Raw genomic sequence first — 24899 nt, 5'->3', positions numbered from 1 at the left:
GTATGGCAACTTTCCAATTAGGTGATCTACCAGTTGAGGTGGTTCATAAAAATATAAAGAATGTTCATTTAAGTGTATATCCACCCAGTGGTAAGGTAAAAGTATCTGCACCGCTGCACATGGAATTGGAGACGATCCGTGTGTTTGTTATTTCCAAGTTATCTTGGATAAAAAAACAACAAAAAAAGTTAAAGAACCAAAAACGGGAAGCCCCGAGAGACTATATCGAAAGAGAAAGTCATTATTATCAGGGCAAACGATATCAGCTCAAAGTGATCGAAAACCAGAACAAATCTCGTGTCGAGCTGAATCACAAATATTTAACTTTGTATGTCCGCCCTGAAAGTGATCTGCAAAAACGTCAGGACATTTTAAATCAGTGGTACAGAGAACAACTGAAGCAGCAAATTCCCAAATTGATAGATCAATACGAAAAATTGATGGATGTTGACGTGGCAGAATTCGGTGTGAAGCGGATGAAAACCAAATGGGGGACCTGCAATCCAGAAGCCAGACGAATCTGGGTAAATCTTGAGTTAGCCAAAAAACCTCCAGAATGTCTTGAATATATTGTAGTCCATGAAATGCTTCATCTGCTCGAAGCCAGTCATAACAATCGTTTTACAAACTTAATGGATTTGTTCTTACCTAAGTGGAGATTATATAAAGACGAATTAAATCGGCTTCCTGTAAGGCATGAACTTTGGAGATATTAGCGATAAATAGACAAATATATAACACCAGGCGCATTTTAATTTAATGCTCAATTTTAGTCTTGATTTTGATTAGCCACATTAAAAATAATTTTATATTTATAGCGAGGACTACGTCCAAGGGCACCTCGATTTTCGGAACGGATGCCCACCCCGGACTCTCCCTGTGATTCTAATCAGAAAAATTATCAGGATCTTGAGTGTAACGAGGGAGATAGGCATCTTGTGTAGTCGCCTACTAAGCATCGTTTGGTTTATAGGCGACAATATTAACAGTGCCTTTACCTTTAAATTTCGTTGTCTTGAAATAATTTTTCAGGCTATTTTCAATAATCTCCGGTAATTTGGTGGCACCATAGGTCCTTGGGTCAAAATCTGGGTTGGACCTTTTAATTAAAGATCCGGCTGAGGATACATTCGCCCACCCATTATCATCTTGATACTGCTCCCATGCTTTTTTCAACAATGGGATAAGTTTGGTTGGATTTTCTTTGTTTTTTTGTGACGAATCATGTTTAGATTTTTTGATATTATCCTTAGTGCTATCATCTATTTCTTCTAATTCAAGGTTCTCTGTAAAGATAAAATCGTCGCAGGCATTCCTAAAAGATATTGGAGTTTTCATTTCACCAACACCAAAGACAAATATTTCAGATTCTCTGAGCCTGGATGCAAGCTTAGTGAAGTCACTGTCACTCGAAACTAAAGCAAACGCATCAAATTTTTTAGAGTATAACAAATCCATTGCATCTATTATCATTGACGCATCGGTCGAATTCTTACCTGTTGTATAGGCAAATTGCTGAACTGGTTGAATTGCTAACTCATTTAGAGAGCGTTTCCAATTTTTTAAGTGCTCAGTAGACCAATCACCGTAAGCTCTCTTAATTAAAACATGACCATGAGCAGATATTTCATCAAGGATTGCTTTCATTTTTGTATGCTGAGCATTATCTGCGTCAATCAATACGGCGATTTTTTTATGATCATCTAAGTCTTTCATTCAAATTCCAGTTCTATGTTTGGGTTTTCATGGCAAGAAGGGAAATATAGAAAAGAACAATTTAATTGAAGGATATCCTGATTGCCACCTTAATGGCAAGGGTGGATTTTACCCCTTTTATTTCGGATCGTTATAAGCTCTGATACATAGGTGCTGGCTGGTTAAGCCAAGGCTCTATTCTGGATTCCTGCTTCCGCTCAACCAAATACAAAAGTCTAAATTGAGATAGCGAATTCTTAACGTGATTTTCGAAAATATTCAAGTATATATTATCCTTTTGAAACAAGATAATTAATCGTTAAAAACAACAATGTTACAGCCCTTGTCCTGCCATCGAGCAGGACAAGGGCTGTGTTATTTTGAAAGGAGGATAATATGGAAATCACCCTTTGTTCAGACAAAATTACCGATTTGGCAAAAACCATGATCCAGGTGCAACAGGCCCTGACCCCCGCATTAAAAGACAGTATCAACGATTACACCAATAGCAGTTATGCGTCTTTAAAATCCGTAATGGATGTCTGCTGGGCGGCATTATTAGAGCATGGCATTTGGATGACCCAATATCCGGTGTCAGTCGAAAAAGGACACCTTGGTCTGGTCACCAAAGTTGTTCATGTGGCTACCGGCCAATGGCAATGCTCTTTAATAGAGATGCCTCTGTCTAAAAACGATCCACAAGGCTATGGCTCAGCCATAACTTACGCAAGGCGCTACGGCCTGTCAGCTCTGCTCGGAATCATAACTGAAGACGATGATGCCGAATCTGCCATGCAAAGACAGCAAACGAAAAACCATGAAATCAAACCCGCTAATAGCGGGGGTAACAATCAGCAAAAACCCTCAAATAGACCACCCCAGTATAGTGATACAGTACCTAATTCTTTACCCCAATTGGATGGCGTCAAATACAGAAAACAAAAGGCCCAGAATGGCAAGCTTTGTATACTGGCAACCGGGAATACCCATTCTAAAAAAGAATTCCTGAAAAGTGCCGGGTTCCGTTGGGACGGTGAAAAGAAAGTCTGGTGGAGGTACGACAATGCAGCATGAAAATAAAAAAGATGGCCTTCTCCAGTTCTTAACCATGGGAATTTTGAAACATACCCATGAAGACACGGCCAGCCAACTTGGAGACAGAAGCCGGTACATAGGCTTATCTGACATTGGCAAGGGTATGGAATGCCTCAGATCAGCCGTCGCCGAAAAAGCCGGGTTGATCCAACATCTTCATTATAACGACGTTCTGGGGTTGAATCAAAAAGATTTAATCGCAGTGCTTGAAAAACAGATCGTCCTTCAGCGTGGTCATTGGCAGGAATACGGCATCCAAAATGCGATTATGGCAACCGGCGTAAAAATGATTCCACAATTTGAAATCAGTATCGAGTACAACGGCATACCTATTAAAGCTCATCTTGATTTTACGCTTGTATGGGGAGGTCAGAAACCTGCTGTACGAATTATAGAACTGAAAAGTAACGAACTGATTCCGGACAACCTGTATGCATCTTACGAAGCCCAGGTATACGGCCAGGTAAGTCTATTGAAAGAATGCTGGAACAAACCTTGTTTTGGATTATTTTCAGAAAACGCCACAACTGGTTTTAGTGGCGTAAATTTTCCTGAAGCTGTTTATCGTTTGTTTGGAATCAACATGCCGGACACACCGGATCAAATTGACATCGAGGCGTGGGTACTGTCGATTTCCATGACCCAGGTGAAGCCGTTTGGTCCGTATGTACCGGACAAAGACATGCTCAACGCCTGTCTTCAGGTTGCAGAACGCATTTGGAATGAGAAAAAAGAGATCCTTTCCGGCAATATCACTTTGAACGATGTCCAATACTGTTCCGGTTTTCATCCTTTGTGTGACTACTGCAATGTTAATGAAGACTGCCCTAAATTTCAAGATCAGGAGGTCCTGGAGCATGACCCCATTTTTGATGTTGAACTTGAAAAGCTGGCGGATTTGAAAGTTCAGGAATCAGCCATCCAGAAGAAAAAGAAGGATATCGAACAGCGGATTAAAAATACATATCACCGGATCAATGGTGAAAACACTGGCTGGCTTAATACATCCGGATATCGGTTCAAGGTATCACAGATGCCTGGTCGTAAATCCCTTGACCGAGAGACGTTGCATCAAAAGATGTCTGAACAAATCCATGACGGGCAATCTGTTGATGACATGATAGAGCAATGCCAGAAAACAAGCTCACCATATGAACGATTGTATGTAAGCAAAATCAACAAAAAGCTGACTTCAGCAGCATAAAAAGTCATTTCATCAATTTAACTGAGCCTACCCTCCTTAACCGGAGGGTGGGCTTTCTATTTTAAGGAGAATACCAATGGCAGACACAATCACTGAACTTGAAACGTTGATGCCCAAAGACCTGGACGCTGGGCTCATCTTCAGCGGAACATCTTCGGGTAAAAAGATCAAAGGTTTTGAATCACCTTGTTCTTTCACACCATCAATAAACTCGGATTATCTTTACCATGAATCCAGCCGGGATGTGATCGTCTGGTTTATGAACAGCGCTGACCCTTTTTATTTATTCGGGCCAGCGGGCAGCGGTAAGACCAGCCTGATCAAGCAGCTTGCCGCCAAACTCAATTATCCAGTCTTTTCTGTTACAGGTCATAGCCGGTTAGAATTCCCTGATATGGTCGGCCACCTGACGGTACAAAATGGCAACATGATTTTCCAGCATGGCCCCCTGGCACTTGCCATGAAATATGGTGGTGTATTTTTGCTTGATGAGATTGATCTACTTGACCCGGCAACAGCAGCAGGTCTTAACGGTATGCTGGACGGTGAACCTTTATGTATCCCTGAAAATGGCAGTGAAATCATTACACCACATCCTTTATTCAGGTTTGCAGCGACCGCGAATACTAATGGTGGATCAGATGAAACTGGTTTATATCAAGGAACTCTCAGGCAGAACCTTGCATTTATGGACCGGTTCTGGCTCTGTGAAATCAATTATCCAACCGCAGAAGCTGAAGAAAATCTTTTGGCTTTCAAGGCAAAGAATCTACCTGAAGAGTTACGAAAAAAGATGGTGGAATTCGCCAATGAGGTTCGTAAACTATTCATGGGTGAAAGCACCGACTTCAACGATACTATCGAAGTGACATTTTCAACCCGAACCCTTATCCGGTGGGCTGATTTGACCGTTCGGTTTCAGCCTTTAGCTAACCAAGGTGTTCAGCCGATTACATATGCTCTGGATCGAGCCCTTGGATATCGTGCAACCAGGGAAACTCGGTCGTTTCTGAATGAACTGGCCCAGCGTATATTTCCTGTAACAGACACTTAAATTCCGAAACTCTCAGCTCTGCTGAGACGCAGTCACATAAATTTAAAAACAGAATTTGACGGGAAGAAGCATGAAGGCTTCTATCCCGTTTTGTATTTTGGGAAAGGAGAAAATATGGACTCAACGACAGATGCAAAACTATTCAAACACCTGATGGTACTGAACCTTGATGTCAGTATCTGGTCTGCCAGGAAAAAATTAAATCCTTCCGATTTTGGAGGAGCCAAACTGCCTCCAGAAGATTTGGCTTCACTTGGCAGCAAAAAGATCTGTAACCCTGAAGATCTGCGTATTTTCGGCACACTCAAATCCCGTGCAGTCAACATGCTGGATCGTATCGGTGTCAGGTTCCTTGCTGGATGGGGCATACCTGAAAGTTCTGCGGATTCAGTTATCAAAGAGCTAAAGGTCATACATGACGAGTTCATGGATGCTAAACAAAATTTTCTGTCAACTTATGATCAAAGCGTTCTGACCTGGATCAACCAGCATCCTGAGTGGGAAAGTATCATCAAAAATTCAACCGTTGATGCAGGATATGTCAGCAGCAGGATTGGCTTCAAGTGGCAATTATTCCAGCTTGTACCGCCCAAACAAAAGTTCATCCATGATGGTTTGAAGGACGAGGTCTCCAAGCTAGGCAATACTCTTTACGATGAAATAGCCAAGGCTGCCGAAGATGCTTGGAACAAGTGTTATTCAGGTAAAGACAAGGTATCCCATAAAGCCATATCTCCGTTGAGATCCATGTATGAAAAACTTAACGGTCTGAGTTTTGTGGAGCCGTGTGCAGCGCCTATTGCCAGTCTTTTGAAAACAGCATTTGAGCAGATACCGAAAAGGGGATTCATCCAGGGAGCCGACCTGTTAATGCTTCAGGGTGTGTTGGCGCTTCTGCGTGATCCCAAAACAATTGTTGAACATGGCAAGAAGATAATCAAGGGTAGAACACCCGAAGCTATCCTGAAAAACCTTGTCCAAAAAGACGATACTGCCTGTCCCGTTTCAGTGGATTCCATAGACCTGTCAGAACCGATTCCCGTTAACAATTTCAACCAACAGCAATCCACACAGCCCATTGACAGCTTCGGGCTTTGGTAAAGGAAAATTCCATGAACAATAAGTTGATCATGCAGTCGCTGCCTTTGGTGGCGGCTGTGCTTGGCAATAAATACGGCGTTAAAGTAAACATCGGTGGGACCGAAGCTTTTACGGATGGAAATACCATCAACTTGCCTGCCTTGCCAATGGATTGCGATCAAAAGTTTATCGGCCTTGCCAGGGGGTATATAGATCATGAATCCGCCCACATAAGGGACACAGACTTTGATGCGCTTCAAAAAGCCAATCTCACTCCGCTTGAGATGAACATATGGAATTCTATTGAGGACTGGCGGGTAGAAGAAAAGCTGGCGGTTATCTTTCCTGGATGCCGTGGAAATTTTCATTGGTTGATCAAGCATATCTTCTGCAGATCTAAAGTTGATGATGGCAGCCCTCCGGTAAAGCTTATCCCGGATTGGATTCTTTTATCTGTCAGGTCCTGGAATGTACCGGATCTGTCTGGTCCACGGAATCAGGAGGAGACCATCATTGAAAGTCGTTATCCCGGTTTACCAGGAAAGATAAATTCGGTCCTTCAGGAAGTACGGTCTAACTGCGTAACAACCAGTGAAAGTATCCTCTACGCCAAAAAGATCGTTGCGTTGCTTAAATCTGAAGTAAATGAAAATAATCGTTCCCAAAGCCCTCGCAGTAAGACTTTTGGCAAGCCGAAAAACAGTTTTAAAGCCTCCCCTGGCCCTATACCCACGAGCGATCAAAATCAGAGTGATGAGCCTAAAACTCAGTTAGAAAAATTGATCCATGCTAAGGCCGATCAGTTGCCCAAAGCGATGGGAGAGATACTCCAGGAACATTTAGCGAAAGAGTCACCGACTGGTGCTCAGGATAAAGTCAGTGTTGCTGTCGTTGGTAAACGAGATTTCAACATCCTTGATACCGGTAATTCCCATGAACTTAGTAAATCGACAACAGCACTAAAAACGCGACTTCAAAGCACGTTGCAGTCAATCCTATTAAAACGAAGCCATATTTCCCGTAAAGGCAGGCTTGACAACAGGCAGTTGCATAAAGTTGCGATCTCTGATCCACGGATGTTCATCAAACCGGAAGAAAGGCAAGGATTCAATACCGCAGTTCATATACTGATTGATTGTTCCAGTAGCATGCGAAGACGAATGGCTTTGACCACACAGTCCTGTTACGCCCTGGCAAAGGCTCTTGGTTCTATCAAAGACGTTAATGTCGGGGTTACCGCCTTTCCCGCAGATCCGCCCAAGATACATGGTTGCAGAAATTTTGAAATTCCGGCTGTATGCCCTGTCATCAAGCACGGTGCACGTATCCATTCAAGATTTCATACCAGAGCGTCTGGATGCACACCCATGGGGGAAGCTATCTGGTGGGTTCTTCAACAAATGGTTCCGCTGACTGAATCCCGAAAGATCATACTAATCCTGAGTGATGGCTCCCCAGATTACCTTTCCAATACGGTTGAAGCCATTAACCAAGGCAAAAAACTTGGGTTTGAATTTTATGGGATCGGTATTGATGCCAGAAGCATTGAAAGCATTCTACCCAATAGTAGCCGCAGTATTAACAATTTATCTGAACTGGCACCGGCCATGTTTAGAATTATGAAAACTGTATTTAGCAAAAATAAATAATGAGGAGAAAATTATGTCTGAAGTTGAAACTCCGGTCTGTCCGGAATGTAAAAATGCAAATCATGTCGTGCTAGTAAGCACAGCCAAAAAAGCAGGCACTGCGGTAGGTGGTGTAGCAGGAGCAGCCTCCGGGTACATAGGCACTGAGTCAGGTGCCATAGCCGGAGGAGCCATAGGTTCCGTTGTTCCTGTGGTGGGAACTGGTTTAGGGGCGCTTGCTGGTGGAGTTGCAGGTGCTTTGGCTGGTTTCTTTACCGGTGCAGCGGTGGGGAACAAGGTTGGTGAGCATATCGACCGTCATGTGATCCGTAAATATCGCTGCAATAAATGCGGCACTGAGTTCGAAATATAATAGCTCACCAGGGTAATATTTACATGGGCTTCGTTTGATTGTTCAACCGGGCTCTAAACATTTTAGGAGGACTTTATGAGTACAGTAAAAACTATTTTGACGTTTGTTGGTGGTGTTGCTGCTGCTGGCATCCTTGCTGCGGCAGGGATTCAAGCACTTGATGACGACGGAGCTAAAAACAACATTGACGAGTTAGATGAGCTTGAAGAAGAAAAAGACGCAGAGCAAGAAGAACACAATGAGATCATAGAATAAAATTAAAAATTGTTGCGTTAAAACAGAATTACAAAAACAGGGTCTCCTTGTGTAATACAAGGAGGCTTTTGTTGTTTTAGGAGAACATTATGGATATCAATCAAACCTATGAACCATCCCAATTTGGGGAAGAACTGAGATCCGGGAAGTTCCCTTCGATGATAAAAGAAACAGCAAAGGGTAATAACCTGTTTATTGAATCTGACCGAGAGAATCACCCCGAGTATTTCAAAGGCAGATTATGGGTGAATGATGGATTTACACCGAATGATCGTCTTGATCCTTGGGGGATTAGCAATTGGAGAATTGCTGGGTGGTGTATTCTTAATTCCATTTAAGCTTGGAATTTAGGAGAAGTTCGATATATTATTGATACAATTTTTGAATTTCAAAAAGGATTTGTTTCGGATGGATAAAAAAGATGAATTTTATGACCGATTAAGATCTTGGTATTTTTTAAGCGTCTGCTATCAGCAAAGGATGCTTCGTAATGATAATGTGGCGAGTCTCAAAAAAGTTACAAAAGCAATAGAAGATATTTACCGAATTATAGATGAATATTTCAAAACTGCTCAAGATGACATTAAATTACGATTTCATGATTCAGATGAGTCATTTGATTTTTTTAAAAGATTAATATTTTCAATATCTATTTATGGCACTGATAGTAAAGACTTTTTCGAAAAATACACACCACGCCATGATATGATTGAGGGTATAAAAGACCTGATATTTAGTGAACATAAAGATGAGCTGAACTTAATTCAAAAAATCTCGTTAGCGTATGGGGAATTTGACGCTTACTCATTAACAACGTTTGAAGATATCGATTTTTATATCGATGAACTTCTTGAGCTTAAAAGCAGTAATGAGACAAGCTTGATACGTGAGGATGGGAGTTCATTATTCCCTAAATGTTATCATTTGTTCATGGCAAGAGAATTCGAGTTTGAGTATGATAATCGTAATCTGGACACAACTAAAGACCTTGTTTTGAAAATTAATCCATGTGATTCTGAATTTAATATAGACTCATTTATATATCGAACACTTCGAACCATAAAAGCATATCAATCTCAAGGCTCTGACCTTCTTAAACGAATGGCAGCTGAAATAGGGACTCCTGCAACTAATCGTTTTATAGAAACGTATTGGAGGCTCCCTGATAAATTAAGTGCGAATGATTTGTTTGGACGATTTGTTGGGCTCAAAATTTGGGATTTGAAGGTGGAGCATGCATTGTCCCGAGACGCTGCAATAAATTGTTTTACCGATTGGTATAATGATAAGTATCCGTATCAAGAAGATGAAATACCCTATGATAGTTTGACGCGTTATTATAGAGTAGCAAAACACGCAATTGAAGATAATGATTATTGTAGATTACAACGAGAAAAAAGAGAGAGAGAGCACGAGAAAAAAGTTGTCTATTCCAGGCCCCCAAAATTCTCATTTATAATGAAAAAAGAATGATGCTTACCAATTCTAATCCCCTATCCACGTATCCCCATGTCCTGCCTTTTTAGTTTTTAAGATAAAAATATGGCTCTTGTTGTGTTTAAGGGTTGTATTGGTCCGGCAATTAAATAGCTGATTGTAATCGTGGTCATATTTCTCATGATTTAAGGATCTTTCTATTTATGATAGGTCCTGTAGATAGTTGCCGGATTAATATATGCTCAATTTGGCTATAACTATATGAAATCATACTAAATTCACTTGGGCCTTCGAGAGATTAAGATCTGTGCGAATTGTCATTAAATTCAAATAGTTAAAGCTATAGAAAAAAATAAGATCCCGAGACGCAAAAAAAAATGATCTAAAAACGTTTATTATATCACAAATATTTTTATTTTCAATACCACGTACTCCAATAATAAAGTTCAATTCCAGAATTCTTATAAAATCCCCATAGTCAAGCCAGGCTATTTGGAAGACTCTGATTTTTTTGCTCGGAGCCCAGGCACTAACAAGAGGTCAAAAGCTTGATTAATGGAAAACTAAATGACAGTAACACCTGAAAATAAACAAGTATTTGAAGTCCTGCTTCTTGACGAATACGCCAAAAGGCTGAAGGTCGGAAAGTCAACAATATATGACTGGAAAAGCAATGGAATTCTCATCTCTGGCAGGCACTATTTGCAGGTCGGGAAAGTCCTCCGGTTTATTTGGGCACGAGACCTTATTCTCGACATCAACAAAAAGGATACGATATCTGGAGATGGCGAGACTATTGATTCATCTGGAGATCAAAAAAACTGCTTGTCTGCCAAATCAAGGTCGAAAGCTAAGCCCCACAACCCTGCGATAAACTTCGAATATTGAAAATGCCTTTCACTTTTAGTATTGTCCAATGACGGACCACCAGAGTGAAAGGAGGTGAAAGGGAGGTCGTCGTGACAGCGATTTTAAAGCTTGATTACTACCGAAAGGAAAAACCGAAAAAAGAAACGGGAATCATTAAGAAACCCGGGTCAAATAAGTTGTATGTTGACCTTAGACCGAACGGAATAAGAGTGCAGAGGTCATCTGGATTGGATGATACCACGGAAAATAGAGAAAAGTTACGTGACTGGGTCAACAGACAGCAAGCCCGAATTAAGGCTGGGACGTTTGAATTTGGCAAAGCTTTCCCCAATGCGCCTGAAAAAGAAAAAGCCAAACATGCCTCATTAGAGGGGAGAGCCTACAAGCTCGACAGCAGCAAAGTGCTTTTTGGAGACTATTGCGATGTCTGGGTCGATAAAAATTTGGCTGCGTTCACCCCAGGCAAGCGAAGGGATTATGAAAATGCTATCTATCCTTGGATTAAACCCTTCTTTGCCGATAAATCGTTTGGCCAGATTACCGGAGTCACTGTTAAAGATTTTATCAAGACACTTAACCACAGGCAAGGTAGGAAGAAGGGCCAACCCTTGTCCAAATCAAGGGTGAATAATCTGCTGATTGTTTTGAGAGCAATCTGGTACGATGCTGTTGAAGAGCACCAGTGGGAGAAATCAGATCCTTTCTCGTTCTGCAAGCGGTTCCTCAAAGAAGAGTTGAAGAAGCGGCCACAAAAGGCAGAACCGGAAGTGCTCTTGTTTTCAGAGTGGCTTGAGATTCTTGATCATATGGACCCTCATTACAAGCCAGCGGCTGAAACAATGATAATGACAGGTATGATCGGATCTGAGATAGCTGGCCTTAAAAAAACTGCCGTTAAAAGCGACCGCATCCTTGTGGAAAATTCTATTGTGAAAGGTCATGAGAAAGCCCAGTTGAAAACTAATTACAGGAAAAGGGAACTTCCCTTAACCCAACACTTAAAAAAGGCTCTCAACCAGGCAATGGCTCAGACGGATTCTGAATATGTTTTTTCCTCAATAACAGGCTTGCGGTTCAGCACCGAAAACTTTGGAAGGTATACTTGGCCACAAGCCCTTAAAAAAGCCAAAGTTAAATATCGGGTTCCGTATACTTTGAGGCATAGTTTTGCAGCCTGGTCCTTAGTCCTTGATGTTCATCCCAATAGACTTGTGAAATTGATGGGGCATGGCTCCAAAAAAATGGTTTATGAAGTTTACGGTCAGTACGTTGACGGTTTAGAACAGGACATGGGAGAAATTCGGGAGTATTACGGCTATGATTTCAGGTAGTTGCTTGTGAGAATCCCTTTATTTTCACCTAAGTGTACTGGTGAAAGTGTGGTGAAAGTAGAGGGTGATTTCTTAGTAGTTATTTGAAATTAAAGGATAAAATTGGCGGAAGCACATGGGAATCGAACCCACCCGCGAGGGTATTAGCCCCGCACATCGGATTTGAAGTCCGAGGGCCCCACCAGTGAGCCGCGTGCTTCCGTACTATAAGCAAAATATACTTTTAGCTGGTTGCTTGTCAATTTGTTTCGTAAGGCCCAACAACTATTCGTTTTTGGCTCCAGCACTAAATAATTTACTTGTTTTCTTCAAGTGCCGGTTCCTTGATCATGCGGTGAATTTCATCCCAGGATGTACACCGAACCAGGTTGTCATGTATGGTGCACTTCCGGTTCCAGGGCCGGTGGATCAATGCCGTGGGTACCCCCATGGCCCGGGCCAGGAACAAAGCCATTTCTGGGGAATCTTCCACTGCCAGATCGTAATCCATCATGGATAACTCCTTTTTTGAAATGGCCAGAGACATATCATTGCCGGGACGGTTGTATTTATCCACCATGATAAATCCCCTGAAAGGCACACCATTACTTTTAAGCCAGGCCAGGGTCGCATCCTGGGCCGAGGTCGGACGTCCCGTTACAATATCAATGATGTGTCCCATATCAGCCCAGGCCTTCAGGGTCTCAACCGCCCCTTCCACCGGATCAAACCCCAAAAGGAAATCAGACTGATGAACCAGGTCAAAAAAATATTGAAACTCATTATCCGTCAACTGAAAACAACGTTTCAAATCAAAACCGGTCAGGTCTTCAAACGATACAGTCTTTCCGAACTCCTGGGCCACAACATCCGGATAAGTTTCTGTGGTTCTGGTCACGACATCATCCACATCGACATATATTGTTTTGGCTTGAAAACCGGTCACTTGTCTGCCCTCTTCTGTTGCGCGTTCAACGCGGTATTATTTTTCACTCAAGGCTTTTATCAGAATATCAGGCGTTTTGCAAAACCAATTGTTTAAATACAGACAAAGCAGCACTGGCCCCTTCTTTCAATAGAAAATTCGGGCTTGCCGAAATGCCGTAAAACTGGTTGAATACAGCCATGAAAATTGAAAATATCAAAACATCTGATTTAAATATCCCTTTGTTTGAAGCGTCGCCTGATCAGTTTTGGTGCATTCTAGGCCAAAACCGGTCTGGAATTGATTCTTTTTTCAGTCTGTTGTCCCCAGACCACCCAAAAATTCCAGGTGCCGAAATCTGCTTGCCCAAAGATATGGGCATCTTTTCCTTTGCCGGGCAGCAGGCGGTTTTTGAGCAGGAAATCAAAAATGACGATACCGATTTTATGGATCGTCTGGATCCCGGCACATTGGCCCGGGCCTTTATCCATAATCCGGATCAATACACAGAAATGATCCGCGCCTTTGGTATGGATCAGGTCCTGGACCAGGGCTATCGGCAGTTGTCCACGGGTCAGACCAGAAAACTACTGCTGCTGTCCAGGATCTCTTCTGGCAGTCAATGGCTGTTGATACAGAGCCCCTTTGACGGCCTGGACAAAGCAGGGTGTGGGCAGCTTGACCTGGCACTGGATCATTGCCGGGGTTGCGGGATGGGGATTCTGGCGTTTGTTTATGATCCAGTGGACATCCCCTCAAGTGCCACCCATATCGCGGTGATTGAAAATGGGCGCATGTCCCTTAAAGGGTCTCGGCAGGACATTTTACCCAGATTGGCTGAATTGCAGGGGCACGCAAGTTTTTCAGCGGACGTGGCTGATTTAAAGTCAGCGGAAAGTGCTGTTTCCCCGGGCGTGGAATCCGATGAGACGCCGCATTCAGAGGAGCTGGTCAGGCTTGAAGACGGACATGCGGGATATTCGGGCAAGCCGGTTTTTTCCCATCTTAATCTGTGCATACATCCGGGCGACCACACCTTGGTATCAGGTCCCAACGGCTGCGGTAAATCGACCCTGCTGCAGGTGATTACCGGTGACCATCCGGCCTGTTACCGGAACCGGTTGTGGATATTCGGCACCCGACGGGGCACCGGGGAGTCTATCTGGGAGTTGAAAAAAGGGATGGGCATTGTCAGCACGGATTTTCACCGCAACTATCGGGTGGCCGGCGGTGTCCTGGACTGCGTGATGTCCGGTCTTTATGACACCATTGGCCTGTATCAGCGCCCAGCACCTGAAGACGAAAAAAAAGCCATGGCCTGGCTGACGCGCATCAGCCTGGCAGATAAGGCCGACGCTCCTTTTCGCAGCCTTTCCTATGCAGACCAGCGGCTGGCGCTTATTGCCAGGGCCCTGATAAAACTGCCTGACCTTCTGGTCCTGGACGAACCCACCCATGGCCTGGACCGGGCCAACCGCAATGCCGTTCTGGATTTTTTAGGTCAGGTGGCAACGGAAAAATTAAGTACCATTTTATACGTCAGCCATAGGGAAGATGAATTTAGGGATTTTTTTGTATCCCACATTCGCATGGGAAATTAGTGTTTGAACAAAAAGTCACCCATCTGCGGCATTGCATATGGGTATTTTTTTGTCCAAACACGGGTTTTCGTTTAGGCCGGGATTAGGTGTACAACCGTCAGGGGCCAAGAATCCTCGCTAACCACATGGTCAAAGGCGGATAGAACGTTATCAGGATAAGATCCGCAATGAGCACCAGTAAGAACGGCACAATACGACGACTTACCGCCCCGATACTTTGCCCGGAAATGGAGGCGGAAACAATCAGACAGATGCCCATGGGCGGGGTGAGCATGCCGATGGCAAGATTGGCCACCACAATCACACCCAGTTGAACCGGATCAATGCCCAGGTTGGGAACCATGGCGGTGATCATGGGTACCAACAGGATCAAGGATGCCGTGGTTTCCACGAAAACACCGGTGACCAGGAGCACAAGGTTGATCAGCAGCAGCAGGTATACGGGATTGTCCGTTATGCTTAAAAGTCCGCCTGCCAGGGCATCGGGAATATTCTCAATGGCGGCAATCCAGGAAAACACATAGGCCGTGGAAATAATGAACATGACAATGGCAGAGGTAATGCCGGCTTGGCCGAATATCAAAAAAATATCTTTGAAGCGGATCTGCCTGTATACGGCCATGGAGACGAACAGGGCATAAACAACCGCCACGGCCGCAGACTCTGTTGCCGTGAACACACCGGAAAGGATACCGCCTAGGATAATAACCGGGGCACCCAGGGCAAGCAGTGCATCTTTGGCTGTACGTCCCAGGCGTTGCCGGGAAAATCGGTTCTCCGGAGCAAATCCGTTTTTCCAGGAGATAAATGTGGCAACGGATATCAGGGAGATTGCGATGAGCAGGCCGGGCAGGATGCCTGCGGCAAAGAGCCGGGAAATGGACGCACCGGTGAGAAACCCGAAAATAATCATGGGAATGGACGGCGGAATCACTACGCCAAGCGATCCACCGGCGGCCTGGACCGCTGCGGAGAAATCCGAAGGATACCCCGAACGTTTCATGGCCGGAATCAAGATCGCACCCACGGCAGCCGCATCGGCCGCAGCCGAGCCTGAAATTCCGGCAAAAAACATGGCGGAAACAATGGAAACCGCGGCCAGTCCGCCGGGCAGCCAGCCGGTGAGTGCATTGGCAAAGTCAATGAGCCGCTGGGACATCCCGCCTTTTTCCATGATGGTTCCGGCATACATGAACAGCGGCACAGCCATGAGATGAAAGGAGTCGGTACCTGCCACCATGCGCTGGATCACCACCATCAGGGAAAAATCTCCCTGTATTGCAATGGCAGCCAGGGAGGCGGTGCCGATGGCAATGGCAATGGGGGTGTTGATCACGAACAGAAAAAATAGAGACAGGATCAGGATTTCAGTGATCATAGGTGTTACACGCTTTGCAAAAACCTGCCAGGGCATGAATTAAAAAAATAATGCCGCACACCGGTACCACGGCCATGACAATCCATTTGGGAAGATTCAGGGCCGGGGTGATCTGGAGCTTGACAAACCAGGCAAACTTTGCACCCCAGATTACCATCACGGTAAAAAGCACCATACCCGCCAGGTAGGACATCAGCGCCATTGCCTGTTTAAGGTTTTCCGGCAGGCGCTTGAAAACGGTGTCAACGCCTGGATGAAGCTTATGGTAATAGGCCACGGTAGAACCGAAAAATGTCAGCCAGACCAAAATGATCCGGGCCAGTTCCTCGGACCAGAACAAAGAGTGATTCAACGCATACCTGGAAAACACTTGGGAGACCACAACGATGGTCATGATAATGCCCATGATGCTGACCAGAAACTGAATATAATCGTTCAGACGTCGGCTTAAAAAAATCAGAGCTTTCATATCATTCTTTTATCAGACGTTTTTTTTATAACAGCCACGGGCTGATCTGACATATCAGCACAGAGGTGCAGCCCACAACAAAGTAAGAAAGTAATTCAACAACTTATTGGAACTTTCTTATAAACGGCCACAGGCCGTTAGTTAGTGCTCAAAAAATGAGTTCGAAGTAATTTGACCTACCCCTACCAGGTGTAGCAAAATGGGTGACGTTTTGTTCAAACACTATTTAACGGCATCAAGCATTTTATTCAACAACGCCTGGACCCGCTTGTCAGCGTACAGATCCATATCCTTTAACGCCGCAACCTTATGCCTGAACCCATCAATATCCGGATGTTCATTGATCTGCATACCCTTTTCCCTGAGCAGTGCCAGACGGGCCGCGTTTTTGTTGCGGTTATCCGCGCGCTGGAATCTGGCCGCTTCGATCATGGATGAGGTTATCAGCCCCTGGTCATCGGCGGAAAGGCTGTTAAACCAGGCAAGGCTGGCCACATCAATATGGGGAGAGTAGACATGGCGGGTCAGGGTCATATATTTCTGAATTTCATAAAATTTATAGACTTCCATGACCCATAATGGATTTTCCTGTCCGTCAATGACGCCCTGTTCCAGTTCCGTATATATGGGCCAGGGCATGGGGGTCGGGTTGGCACCAAGGGCCTGCCAAACCGCCTTGTGCAGGGCAGAGGACATGACCCTGATTTTCAGCCCCTTGATATCTTCGGGGGTATTGACGGGTCTTTTATTGTTGGTCAGATTCCTGAAGCCGTTTTCGGAAAAGCAGATCCCTTTAAATCCGGAAGTTTCAAGACTTTTTAATATTTGTTGACCCAAAGGGCCGTCCAGAATTTCATCTGCCTGGGCATGATCTTTAAATATAAAAGGATAGTTGATCACCCTGACGATGGGGTCAAAGGTATCAAAGGGACCGCCCGTTATAACGCCCATCTGGATGGTACCCATCTGGATCTGCTGAAGGATTTCGGTTTCATTGCCCACGGATGCGGAGTGATACATTTTTACCGCCCAGGCATCCCCGGCCTTCTCTTCAATCAATTCTTTAAATTTTTCGGCAGCAATATACTGGGCTGATTCAGGTTTGGTGACCAGTGCAAGTTTTATGGTTTTAGGGCCTGCCGCCCCCAAAGATGTCCAGGACAGCAGGATCACGATTGCCAGCGTTACAATTCCCGTGTTTCTCATGCCCACTCCTTGAAATTTTATGATTGAGTTTGCGCTAATCTATTTAAAACACACGGTGAAGTCAAGTATTGAGAAATGCTTAGAGTGTTCACGAAGTTCCCTTTTCTTGTTTTTTCCCAAGCATCTATGGTAATAATTTGGTCAGATTTTTCCGAGTCCCTTATTCGGTAACATTAAAAAAAGGATAAAAAAATGAACAAAAAAGTGATCACAATCTGTTTTGCCGCCTGCAGTATCGTTGTAGGATTGTCGTTAATCCCGGTTTCCGGCATAATGGCCCAGGATCCCGGCCGACCTGAACTGACCCTTAACGGCGGCAGCAAAGGCCCGGTCTTCTTTAAACATCAACTTCACCAGACCGTTGTTGAGGATTGCGCCGTTTGTCATAAAGATTTTGAAAAAAAACCGGGCGCTTTGGATGAAGCAAAGAAGACTGGTGTGCTTAAAGCAAAACAGGTGATGAATAAAACCTGTCTTGCCTGTCATAGAGCAAAAAGGAGAGCCGGGGAAAAATCCGGACCTACCAGTTGCAGTGCCTGTCACTCCTGATGGGATTGCCGGATATACCACCCCATCCTTTAAAGGAGAGTTACTAATGAAATCCTCAAAATTTTCTATTATTATGCTGACAGTTCTTTTCGCTCTTTTTTGTACAGTTCCGGCGTTTGCGGATTCATGCACCAGTGCGATTAATGTGTTTAAGAGGGCCGAGGCGGTCCGGCCTTTTTTTGAAGATTGCTATGGATATGCCGTATTTCCCATTGTGGGCAAGGGCGGCTTCGTTGTTGGAGGTGCCTATGGCCAGGGCCGGGTTTATCAGGCCGGTCTGATCACCGGTACTGCCACCATTACCAAAATCACCGTTGGGTTTCAGTTGGGCGGACAGGCGTTCTCCGAAATCATTTTTTTCCAGGACAAGCGGGCCTATGATGAATTTACCGCAGGGTCCTATGAATTTGATGCCTCGATTTCAGCCGTAGTGGTTACTGCCGGGATCCAGGCCAAGGCCGGCAGTGACGGCGGAACCGCCGGAGCCAGTGCCGGGCCGGCCACGGGAATACAGGCGCCAACTGGATATTACAAGGGTATGGCTGTATTTATCCATGCCAAAGGCGGCCTGATGTATGAAGCAGCCATTGGTGGGCAGAAATTTGACGTCAATCTTTTTAGATAAATTTTTGTCTGCGTAAACATACAAACAAAAACAGCCCAAGGGATGAGCCTTCATTTCTTGGGCTGTTTTATTTTAAAATCTATTCTCCTAAATAGTGTTTAACTTTAGCTCGCAAGCATTTACAATAAGGCTTACATTTGCATTGACATTAAGTGCGGCGTCTGACATATTGATTAAAAATCAACGGGCAAGAATCACAGGAAAAATGAGACCAAAACTCACAGAAAAGCAAAAAAAAGTCATGCTCTTTCTGAAGTCCAAACTTGGACGATCCGGAGAGACCCCAAGTCTTAGAGAGATGGCCAAAAGCCTTGCCATTAGCCATGCAGCCGTGGCACAGACCTTGAAGCTGCTTGAAACCAAGGGGTATATCCGCAGGCTGGGCCGGTACAGCAGAAATATCGTTATCCTGGATGAAACCGGCGCCACGGACGCGGATCATCGCAAAAAGGTTGTCCCCATTGTGGGGCGGATCACCGCCGGACTTCCCATCTATGCCGGCCAGGAGTGGGACGGCAGTGTGGTGGTGGACGACACCCTGTATCCCGGCGATAACCTGTTTGCCCTGAAGGTCCAGGGCCAGTCTATGAAAAACGCGGGGATCCTTGACCGGGACATCGCCATCTGCAGACCCCGGCAATACGCCCAGGACCGGGAAATTGTGGTGGCCCTGATCAACGGAGAGGAAGCCACGATCAAGCGTTTTTTTCTCCATGCCGACCACATTGAATTACGTCCGGAAAATTCTGCTTTCAGTGCCCAGACCTACGGGTTTGACGATATCATGATCCAGGGCAAGGTGATCGGCATTATCCGCTCCGCCCAGGTTATGGAAGGGGAATAAGCCGGTGGACATGTTGTGCGCAGGCACAAGCGGCTATTCATATGCGGAGTGGGTGGACGCAGGGGTTTACCCGCCCGGCACCCATGCGGCCGGTATGCTGCCGGCCTATGCCCGAATGTTTAAGGCCACGGAGCTTAACTATACCTGGTACCAGATGCCCAAGGCCCGGTCCCTGGAACGGATGGCAACCCAGGTGCCCGAAGGATTCAAGTTCAGTGTTAAGCTCACCCGCACCATGACCCATGAAGTGGACAAAGCAGAATGGATCCGGGAGGTGCTGATGTTCCGCCAGGGCATTTCGCCCCTGGAAACCACCGGCTGCCTTTTGTGCATACTGATACAGTTGCCGCCTTATTTCACGCGCACCCCGGAACGCAGATTCTACCTGGCAGCCTTGCTGGATGAGCTTTCAGGCCTGCCCGTGGCCGTTGAATTCCGGCATCCTTCCTGGGTCCATGACAAAGTCTTTTATGAATTCGAACGGCGGGCAGTCACCCTGGTGACCGTGGATGCCCCGGATCTGCCCAGCCTGTTCCCAAGACTGGACATTGTTACCAATCCACAGCTTTTCTATCTGCGGCTGCACGGCAGAAACAGCCAGGGATGGCGCTCCGGCAACATGCAGAAACAATTTGACTACAATTACAGCGAAACCGAACTCAAAGCCCTTGCCGAAACTATTTCCAATACCCTTGGCCCGGCTGCAGATACAGGTGCTGTATTTTTTAACAACCACGTCAGGGGGCAGGCGCCCAATAACTGCCGGCGGCTGATGAACATGCTCAATGCCCACCCATGAGGCCCCGCTCCATCATCCATCTGAATATTGCGGATTTTGCCGCCTGTCTGGAAACCATGACGTCGGCTGCGTTAAAAGACAGCCCTGTGGTTATTGCGCCCTTAGGCGCCCCCAGGGCTGTGGTGTATGATATGAATGAACCGGCGTTCCGGGAGGGTATCCGAAAACGCATGCCCCTGTCGCTTGTCTTGTCCCGGCACCGGCGCATCCGGGTTTTGCCGCCCCATTTCAACCGGTATGTCCAGGCCATGAAAGAGATTACCAAGCAGGGTCTGGCATTTACCCCGGCAGTGGAGTCCGGCATGGGAGACGGCCATCTGTTCCTGGATATCACCGGTACGGCAAGACTTTACGGCCCGGGCCCGGATGTGGCCTTCCGGCTGAAAAAATCAATCAAAAAACAGATGGGCCTAGACCCTGTCTGGTCCCTTGCCACCAATAAACTGGTGGCCAAGGCCGCTACCCGGCTGGTTAAACCCCTGGGGGAGTATATTGTGGGACCTGGCGAGGAAGCTGATTTCCTTACAGCCTTTCCCCTTAAACTGCTGCCCGGCATAAGCCGCCATGAAGCGCAGACCGCCGCCCGTTTCAATCTTGAAACCGTGTGTCATCTGCGCCGGCTGACCCCGGCCCAGCTGGCCATTCCCTTTGCGGACAGGGCGTATGTTATTCACCGGATCATCCAGGGTATAGACACCAATCCTGTCAGGCCGGGTCCTGCCCCGAATCGGACATCAGATCTGATGGTTGATCATGAATTTGCCACAGATACCAACGATCAAGACGAATTGAAAGCCTGCATTGCCCTGTTAAGCGGTCAAATCAGCCGGGATCTTGCGCGCAGCCGGGCATACCCCAGGGACTTAAGTATCTGCCTGTCCTACGCCGACGGAATCCGGCACCATGGGAGATGCACCCGGATACGAGGCGACACTCTTTTCATGTTCCGCCAGATATGGGGACTGTTTGCCCGCACCTGGAAGCGCAGAATCCGCATCCGGCATATCGGCCTTGCCTGCAGCACAGTTCCTGTCCGGACGAATCAATCCTTTTTACCCATTCAAGCTGATCTGTTCCGGGCGTCGGACAGGGACCCCAAAAAAGATAAGATGCGTATGGTTCAACGGGCAGCCGTCCAGGTCAGTGAACGGTTCGGCCCTGGGGCAATCACCCTTGGGGCCGCTTTAAGAATGCCGGGTGAATCTGCTGTGCCATGATTCCACTGGCAGTTCACTCCCACTATTCGTTGATGCGGGGTGTCCCAGGTATCCGGGATCTGTGCGCCCGGGCAAAGGCGCTGGGATATAAGGCCCTGGCCCTGACAGACACCAATAATTTTTACGGTCTGTGGCCGTTTCTTGATGCCTGTGCCGAGTTTGATTTACGACCCTTGGTGGGTGCTGAAATCACTGACCCGAATACAGGTACAAAAGTGGTGGCCCTGGTAAAAAACAGTACGGGCTACGCCAATTTGTGCAGGCTTCTTACTCGACGTCACAGGGCCCCGGATTTTAATCTGGCGCAAGCCGTACCGCCCCTTGGAAAGGGCCTGATTTTTTTGACCCCGTCTGTCCAGTGCCTGACCTACTGGCATAGGCTTTCCCGCCAGGGCATGAATCTGGATATCGCAGCCTTTATCGGACGCACACCGGTTTCCCGCAGCCGCCCCCTGTGCCGGGCGGCCCGGGCAGCAAAACTCCCCTTGGTGGCTGCCCCGGACAGTTATTTTCTATCCCCCGGCGATCACGGCCTCCATGCCCTGTTGCGGGCCATTGAGACCAAGACCAGCCTGTCTCAACTCTCTCCTGAACAGATGGCACCGGCGGGCGCTTTTTTAGGCAGCCCTGATTACTATTTGCAAAAATTTGCCGCCATGCCCGAAGCACTGACGTCCACCCAAGTCCTGGCAGAACGTCTTGAATTTACCGGTCCTGACTTTGGTATTGTCATGCCCCCGTACACCCCGCCTTTGGGGCAAACATGCACGGGGCTGCTCCGGGAAAAAACCATGGCCGGCGCCATAAAACGCTATGGGCCTAACCTTTCGGGACGGGTGCTCAAACGCATTGACCATGAATTGGCCATTATTGAGCAGACACGTTTTTCCGCCTATTTCCTGGTGGTGGCCGATATTGTAGCGCAAGCTTCGCGCACCTGCGGCAGGGGCTCGGGTGCCGCGTCCATCGTGGCATACTGTCTGGGCATCACCAATGTCTGCCCCATCAAGCATAACCTTTATTTTGAACGGTTTCTCAACCCGGAACGCCGGGATCCCCCGGATATTGATGTGGATTTTGCATGGGATGAACGGGACATCGTCCTTAGCCATGTGTTGAACCGGTTTAAAGGCCGGTCTGCCATGGTGTCAAGTCACATCCTGTTCCAGCCCCGGATGGCGGTACGGGAAACCGCCCGGGTATTTGGTCTGCCCGAAGCTGAAATAAAGCGGGGGATTTCCCGGCTGTGCCGGGATGCGCCATTTTTAAGGGGCGCCAATGCATTGAATTCTGAACATCCCGGGAAAACATCCCGGTGGGCTGATCCCTGGCCAAGGATCATCTCTCTTGCAAACAGACTTATCGAAACCCCCAGGCATCTGTCGGTTCATCCCGGGGGCGTTGTCATCACCCCAGCCCCCATTGACACCTATGTCCCTGTGGAAGATGCTGCCAAGGGGGTTCCTGTCATCCAATGGGAAAAAGAGGGCACAGAGGCGGCAGGCCTTGTCAAAATTGATCTTTTAGGCAACCGCAGCCTGGGTGTCATCAGGGACTGTATTGCCTCAATCCGGGATACCCAGGGGGGATTTACGGATTTCCAAAACATTGATCCGGAAGATGATCCGGCCACCCAGCAGCAGGTGGCCCAGGGCCGGACCATGGGCTGTTTTTACATTGAAAGTCCTGCCATGCGCCTGCTCCAGAAAAAATCCGGCCAGGGTGATTTCCGGCACCTGGTCATTCATTCCAGCATTATCCGGCCTGCTGCCAATGAATTTATAAACGCGTACCTCAAACGCCTGCATTCAGGGGTATGGGAGCCCCTTCACCCTTTAATGGAAGGGCTTTTGAGCGAAACCTTCGGTATTATGGTGTTTCAGGAGGATGTATCCAAGGCTGCAGTCCGGTTGGCCGGCTTTACCCATGCCCGGGCGGATGAACTGCGCAAGGTCATGTCCAAGAAGGACAGACACAAAAAACTTGAGGTGTTCCGGACCGAGTTTTTTGATGGTGCCCGCAGCAAAGGCGTTTCTTTGGATGCTGTGGAGCGGATCTGGCATATGATCCTCTCGTTTTCAGGCTACTCCTTTTGCAAGCCCCATTCGGCGTCCTATGCCCGGGTCTCATTCCAGGTCGCGTATCTTAAAACCCATTACCCGGCGCAATTCATGGCAGCCGTAATATCCAACCAGGGCGGCTTTTATTCCACATTTGCCTATGTGTCCGAAGCCCGGCGTATGGGGGTAACGATTCTAGGGCCGGATGTCCGGCACAGCCGGGTGTGCTGGGCCGGATTTAAAAATGAGATCCGAGTCGGGCTCATGGCCATCAAATCCTTAAGCCGGGCAACCATGAACAGAATTGTTCTGGAACGGGAAAAGGCTATGTTTTCCGGCTGCTTTGATTTTTTTAACCGTATCGCTCCCAGGGAGGATGAGGCCCGGGCGCTCACGGACAGCGGCAGCCTTGACTCTTTTTTGCCGGGCACAAGCCGTGCGGCTTTAGCCTGGGCATATTGTGTCTGGCAGGCAGGTCAAAGGGCCGTGGCGGACCGGATAGATCTGTTTGGACCCGGCATGCATGAAATTCCGAATTTGCCTCCGGACCCTCCCCTTCAACGGCTTCGCCGGGAATTTGCCATGCTGGGTTTTTTACCGGCCTGTCACCCCATGACGCTGATAAGGGAAAGATATCAAGATCTCAATGCGATTAAGGCTGTAGATCTGCCCAACAGGGTTGGCCGGAAAGTCTGTTTTGCAGGCTGGCTGATTACAGGCAAGCTTGTGCGGACCAGACAGGGTGACCCCATGAAATTTCTTACCTTTGAAGATGATACCGGATTGGTGGAGACCGTTTTGTTTCCCAAAACATACACCAGATTCTTCTGTATCCTTGATCATGGGTATCCATATTTACTCTCCGGCCAGGTGGAAAATGAATGGGGCGCTATCACATTGACCGTCAGTCAGGTGTGCCGCCTCTGATATAAAATTTCAATTGTGTAATTTCATATCAAGCCAACCTACCTTTACACTTAAAATCATTCCTTTATTTGACTTGAAATCCAAGATCTATAGTGATATTTAAGGCATGTCAATGGAAAGAGACATTTTTGTATTCTATTTGGGGGGTTGGTTTTACGTTTTTGTAGATTAAAAAAAATATTCTATTTTTCGAGATAATCTATTGCTGGGGTTTTAGGTTGCTTTTGTTGTGTAATTTAAATGTGTTGTGCTTGTATTATTCGGAAATAGGGTGCCTTTGGTATAACATTTGCTAAAA

General features: G+C 46.6%; 24 protein-coding genes and 1 tRNA gene. 19 read left to right on the top strand and 6 right to left on the bottom strand.

Going from position 1 to position 24899, the window contains the following annotated elements:
- Positions 1 to 2 precede the first annotated feature (2 nt).
- Positions 3 to 716 carry a M48 family metallopeptidase gene (locus B147_RS0101220; protein ID WP_020585438.1) on the top strand — a complete coding sequence of 238 codons (714 nt, stop codon included), beginning with the start codon at positions 3 to 5 and terminating at the stop codon, positions 714 to 716.
- A 235-nt stretch (positions 717 to 951) separates the two neighbouring features.
- Here the strand turns inward: B147_RS0101220 and B147_RS0101215 are convergent, their stop codons facing one another.
- Positions 952 to 1716 carry an NYN domain-containing protein gene (locus B147_RS0101215; protein WP_020585437.1) on the bottom strand — a complete coding sequence of 255 codons (765 nt, stop codon included), beginning with the start codon at positions 1714 to 1716 and terminating at the stop codon, positions 952 to 954.
- 375 nt (positions 1717 to 2091) lie between these two features.
- Between B147_RS0101215 and B147_RS0101210 the strand changes: the two genes are divergently transcribed.
- The 11 genes from B147_RS0101210 (at position 2092) to B147_RS27060 (ending at position 12022) form a co-directional block, all read left to right on the top strand.
- Complete coding sequence (locus B147_RS0101210; RefSeq protein WP_020585436.1) at positions 2092 to 2769, top strand: ERF family protein; 678 nt, start codon at positions 2092 to 2094, stop codon at positions 2767 to 2769.
- Positions 2759 to 3994 carry a hypothetical protein gene (locus B147_RS27065; protein ID WP_020585435.1) on the top strand — a complete coding sequence of 412 codons (1236 nt, stop codon included), beginning with the start codon at positions 2759 to 2761 and terminating at the stop codon, positions 3992 to 3994. Before B147_RS0101210 ends, B147_RS27065 begins: the two co-directional genes overlap by 11 nt.
- Before the next feature lie 76 nt (positions 3995 to 4070).
- A complete protein-coding gene (locus B147_RS0101200; RefSeq protein WP_020585434.1) occupies positions 4071 to 5048 on the top strand; it encodes an AAA family ATPase in 978 nt (325 codons plus the stop codon).
- A 114-nt stretch (positions 5049 to 5162) separates the two neighbouring features.
- Positions 5163 to 6149: a DUF3150 domain-containing protein gene (locus B147_RS0101195; RefSeq protein ID WP_020585433.1), complete on the top strand. Its 987-nt coding sequence runs from the start codon at positions 5163 to 5165 to the stop codon at positions 6147 to 6149.
- An 11-nt stretch (positions 6150 to 6160) separates the two neighbouring features.
- Entirely contained in the window at positions 6161 to 7777 is a 1617-nt protein-coding gene (locus B147_RS0101190) for a VWA domain-containing protein (RefSeq protein WP_020585432.1), read from the top strand.
- 13 nt (positions 7778 to 7790) lie between these two features.
- Positions 7791 to 8129 carry a hypothetical protein gene (locus tag B147_RS0101185; protein WP_020585431.1) on the top strand — a complete coding sequence of 113 codons (339 nt, stop codon included), beginning with the start codon at positions 7791 to 7793 and terminating at the stop codon, positions 8127 to 8129.
- Positions 8130 to 8204: 75 nt separating this feature from the next.
- Positions 8205 to 8384 (top strand): hypothetical protein, encoded by a 180-nt coding sequence (locus B147_RS0101180; RefSeq protein ID WP_020585430.1) that lies wholly within the window; start codon positions 8205 to 8207, stop codon positions 8382 to 8384.
- Positions 8385 to 8473: 89 nt separating this feature from the next.
- Entirely contained in the window at positions 8474 to 8722 is a 249-nt protein-coding gene (locus B147_RS0101175) for a hypothetical protein (RefSeq protein ID WP_020585429.1), read from the top strand.
- A gap of 70 nt (positions 8723 to 8792) precedes the next feature.
- Positions 8793 to 9857 carry a hypothetical protein gene (locus B147_RS0101170; RefSeq protein WP_020585428.1) on the top strand — a complete coding sequence of 355 codons (1065 nt, stop codon included), beginning with the start codon at positions 8793 to 8795 and terminating at the stop codon, positions 9855 to 9857.
- 531 nt (positions 9858 to 10388) lie between these two features.
- The gene (locus B147_RS0101165; RefSeq protein WP_020585427.1) at positions 10389 to 10709 is read left to right on the top strand and encodes a hypothetical protein; all 321 of its coding nucleotides are present in this window, start codon (positions 10389 to 10391) and stop codon (positions 10707 to 10709) included.
- Positions 10710 to 10780: 71 nt separating this feature from the next.
- On the top strand, positions 10781 to 12022 hold the full coding sequence (locus B147_RS27060) for a tyrosine-type recombinase/integrase (RefSeq protein ID WP_169400691.1): 1242 nt from the start codon (positions 10781 to 10783) through the stop codon (positions 12020 to 12022).
- Positions 12023 to 12125: 103 nt separating this feature from the next.
- On the opposite strand, the gene B147_RS0101155 is transcribed toward B147_RS27060, so the two are convergent.
- Positions 12126 to 12223: transfer RNA gene (locus B147_RS0101155), tRNA-Sec, on the bottom strand.
- A 94-nt stretch (positions 12224 to 12317) separates the two neighbouring features.
- On the bottom strand, positions 12318 to 12947 hold the full coding sequence (locus B147_RS0101150; protein ID WP_020585425.1) for a 5' nucleotidase, NT5C type: 630 nt from the start codon (positions 12945 to 12947) through the stop codon (positions 12318 to 12320).
- A 179-nt stretch (positions 12948 to 13126) separates the two neighbouring features.
- Between B147_RS0101150 and B147_RS0101140 the strand changes: the two genes are divergently transcribed.
- The gene (locus B147_RS0101140) at positions 13127 to 14527 is read left to right on the top strand and encodes an ATP-binding cassette domain-containing protein (protein WP_020585423.1); all 1401 of its coding nucleotides are present in this window, start codon (positions 13127 to 13129) and stop codon (positions 14525 to 14527) included.
- Positions 14528 to 14624: 97 nt separating this feature from the next.
- Here the strand turns inward: B147_RS0101140 and B147_RS0101135 are convergent, their stop codons facing one another.
- The 3 genes from B147_RS0101135 to B147_RS0101125 all read right to left on the bottom strand — a co-directional run bounded on the left by B147_RS0101135 (position 14625) and on the right by B147_RS0101125 (position 17580).
- The gene (locus B147_RS0101135) at positions 14625 to 15905 is read right to left on the bottom strand and encodes a TRAP transporter large permease (RefSeq protein WP_020585422.1); all 1281 of its coding nucleotides are present in this window, start codon (positions 15903 to 15905) and stop codon (positions 14625 to 14627) included.
- On the bottom strand, positions 15895 to 16374 hold the full coding sequence (locus B147_RS0101130; protein WP_020585421.1) for a TRAP transporter small permease: 480 nt from the start codon (positions 16372 to 16374) through the stop codon (positions 15895 to 15897). The genes B147_RS0101135 and B147_RS0101130 overlap by 11 nt, the downstream gene beginning before the upstream one ends.
- Before the next feature lie 222 nt (positions 16375 to 16596).
- A complete protein-coding gene (locus B147_RS0101125; RefSeq protein WP_020585420.1) occupies positions 16597 to 17580 on the bottom strand; it encodes a TRAP transporter substrate-binding protein in 984 nt (327 codons plus the stop codon).
- 192 nt (positions 17581 to 17772) lie between these two features.
- On the opposite strand from B147_RS0101125, the gene B147_RS0101120 reads away from it, so the two are divergent.
- From B147_RS0101120 to B147_RS0101095, 6 genes are all read left to right on the top strand, one after another.
- On the top strand, positions 17773 to 18129 hold the full coding sequence (locus B147_RS0101120) for a cytochrome c3 family protein (RefSeq protein WP_020585419.1): 357 nt from the start codon (positions 17773 to 17775) through the stop codon (positions 18127 to 18129).
- 46 nt (positions 18130 to 18175) lie between these two features.
- Positions 18176 to 18754, top strand: a complete 579-nt coding sequence (locus tag B147_RS0101115) for a lipid-binding SYLF domain-containing protein (protein ID WP_020585418.1) — start codon at positions 18176 to 18178, stop codon at positions 18752 to 18754.
- A gap of 205 nt (positions 18755 to 18959) precedes the next feature.
- Positions 18960 to 19598: a transcriptional repressor LexA gene (gene lexA / locus B147_RS0101110; RefSeq protein ID WP_020585417.1), complete on the top strand. Its 639-nt coding sequence runs from the start codon at positions 18960 to 18962 to the stop codon at positions 19596 to 19598.
- A 10-nt stretch (positions 19599 to 19608) separates the two neighbouring features.
- Complete coding sequence (locus B147_RS0101105; RefSeq protein ID WP_020585416.1) at positions 19609 to 20397, top strand: DUF72 domain-containing protein; 789 nt, start codon at positions 19609 to 19611, stop codon at positions 20395 to 20397.
- Positions 20394 to 21614 (top strand): DNA polymerase Y family protein, encoded by a 1221-nt coding sequence (locus B147_RS0101100; protein ID WP_020585415.1) that lies wholly within the window; start codon positions 20394 to 20396, stop codon positions 21612 to 21614. The genes B147_RS0101105 and B147_RS0101100 overlap by 4 nt, the downstream gene beginning before the upstream one ends.
- Positions 21611 to 24601 carry a DNA polymerase III subunit alpha gene (locus B147_RS0101095; protein ID WP_020585414.1) on the top strand — a complete coding sequence of 997 codons (2991 nt, stop codon included), beginning with the start codon at positions 21611 to 21613 and terminating at the stop codon, positions 24599 to 24601. The genes B147_RS0101100 and B147_RS0101095 overlap by 4 nt, the downstream gene beginning before the upstream one ends.
- Positions 24602 to 24899: the final 298 nt, after the last annotated feature.

This window comes from Desulfobacter curvatus DSM 3379, assembly GCF_000373985.1.
Classification (GTDB): Bacteria; Desulfobacterota; Desulfobacteria; order Desulfobacterales; family Desulfobacteraceae; genus Desulfobacter; species Desulfobacter curvatus.
Note: the sequence above shows the minus strand (reverse complement) of the source record. Positions and strands in the feature narration are given on the sequence as shown.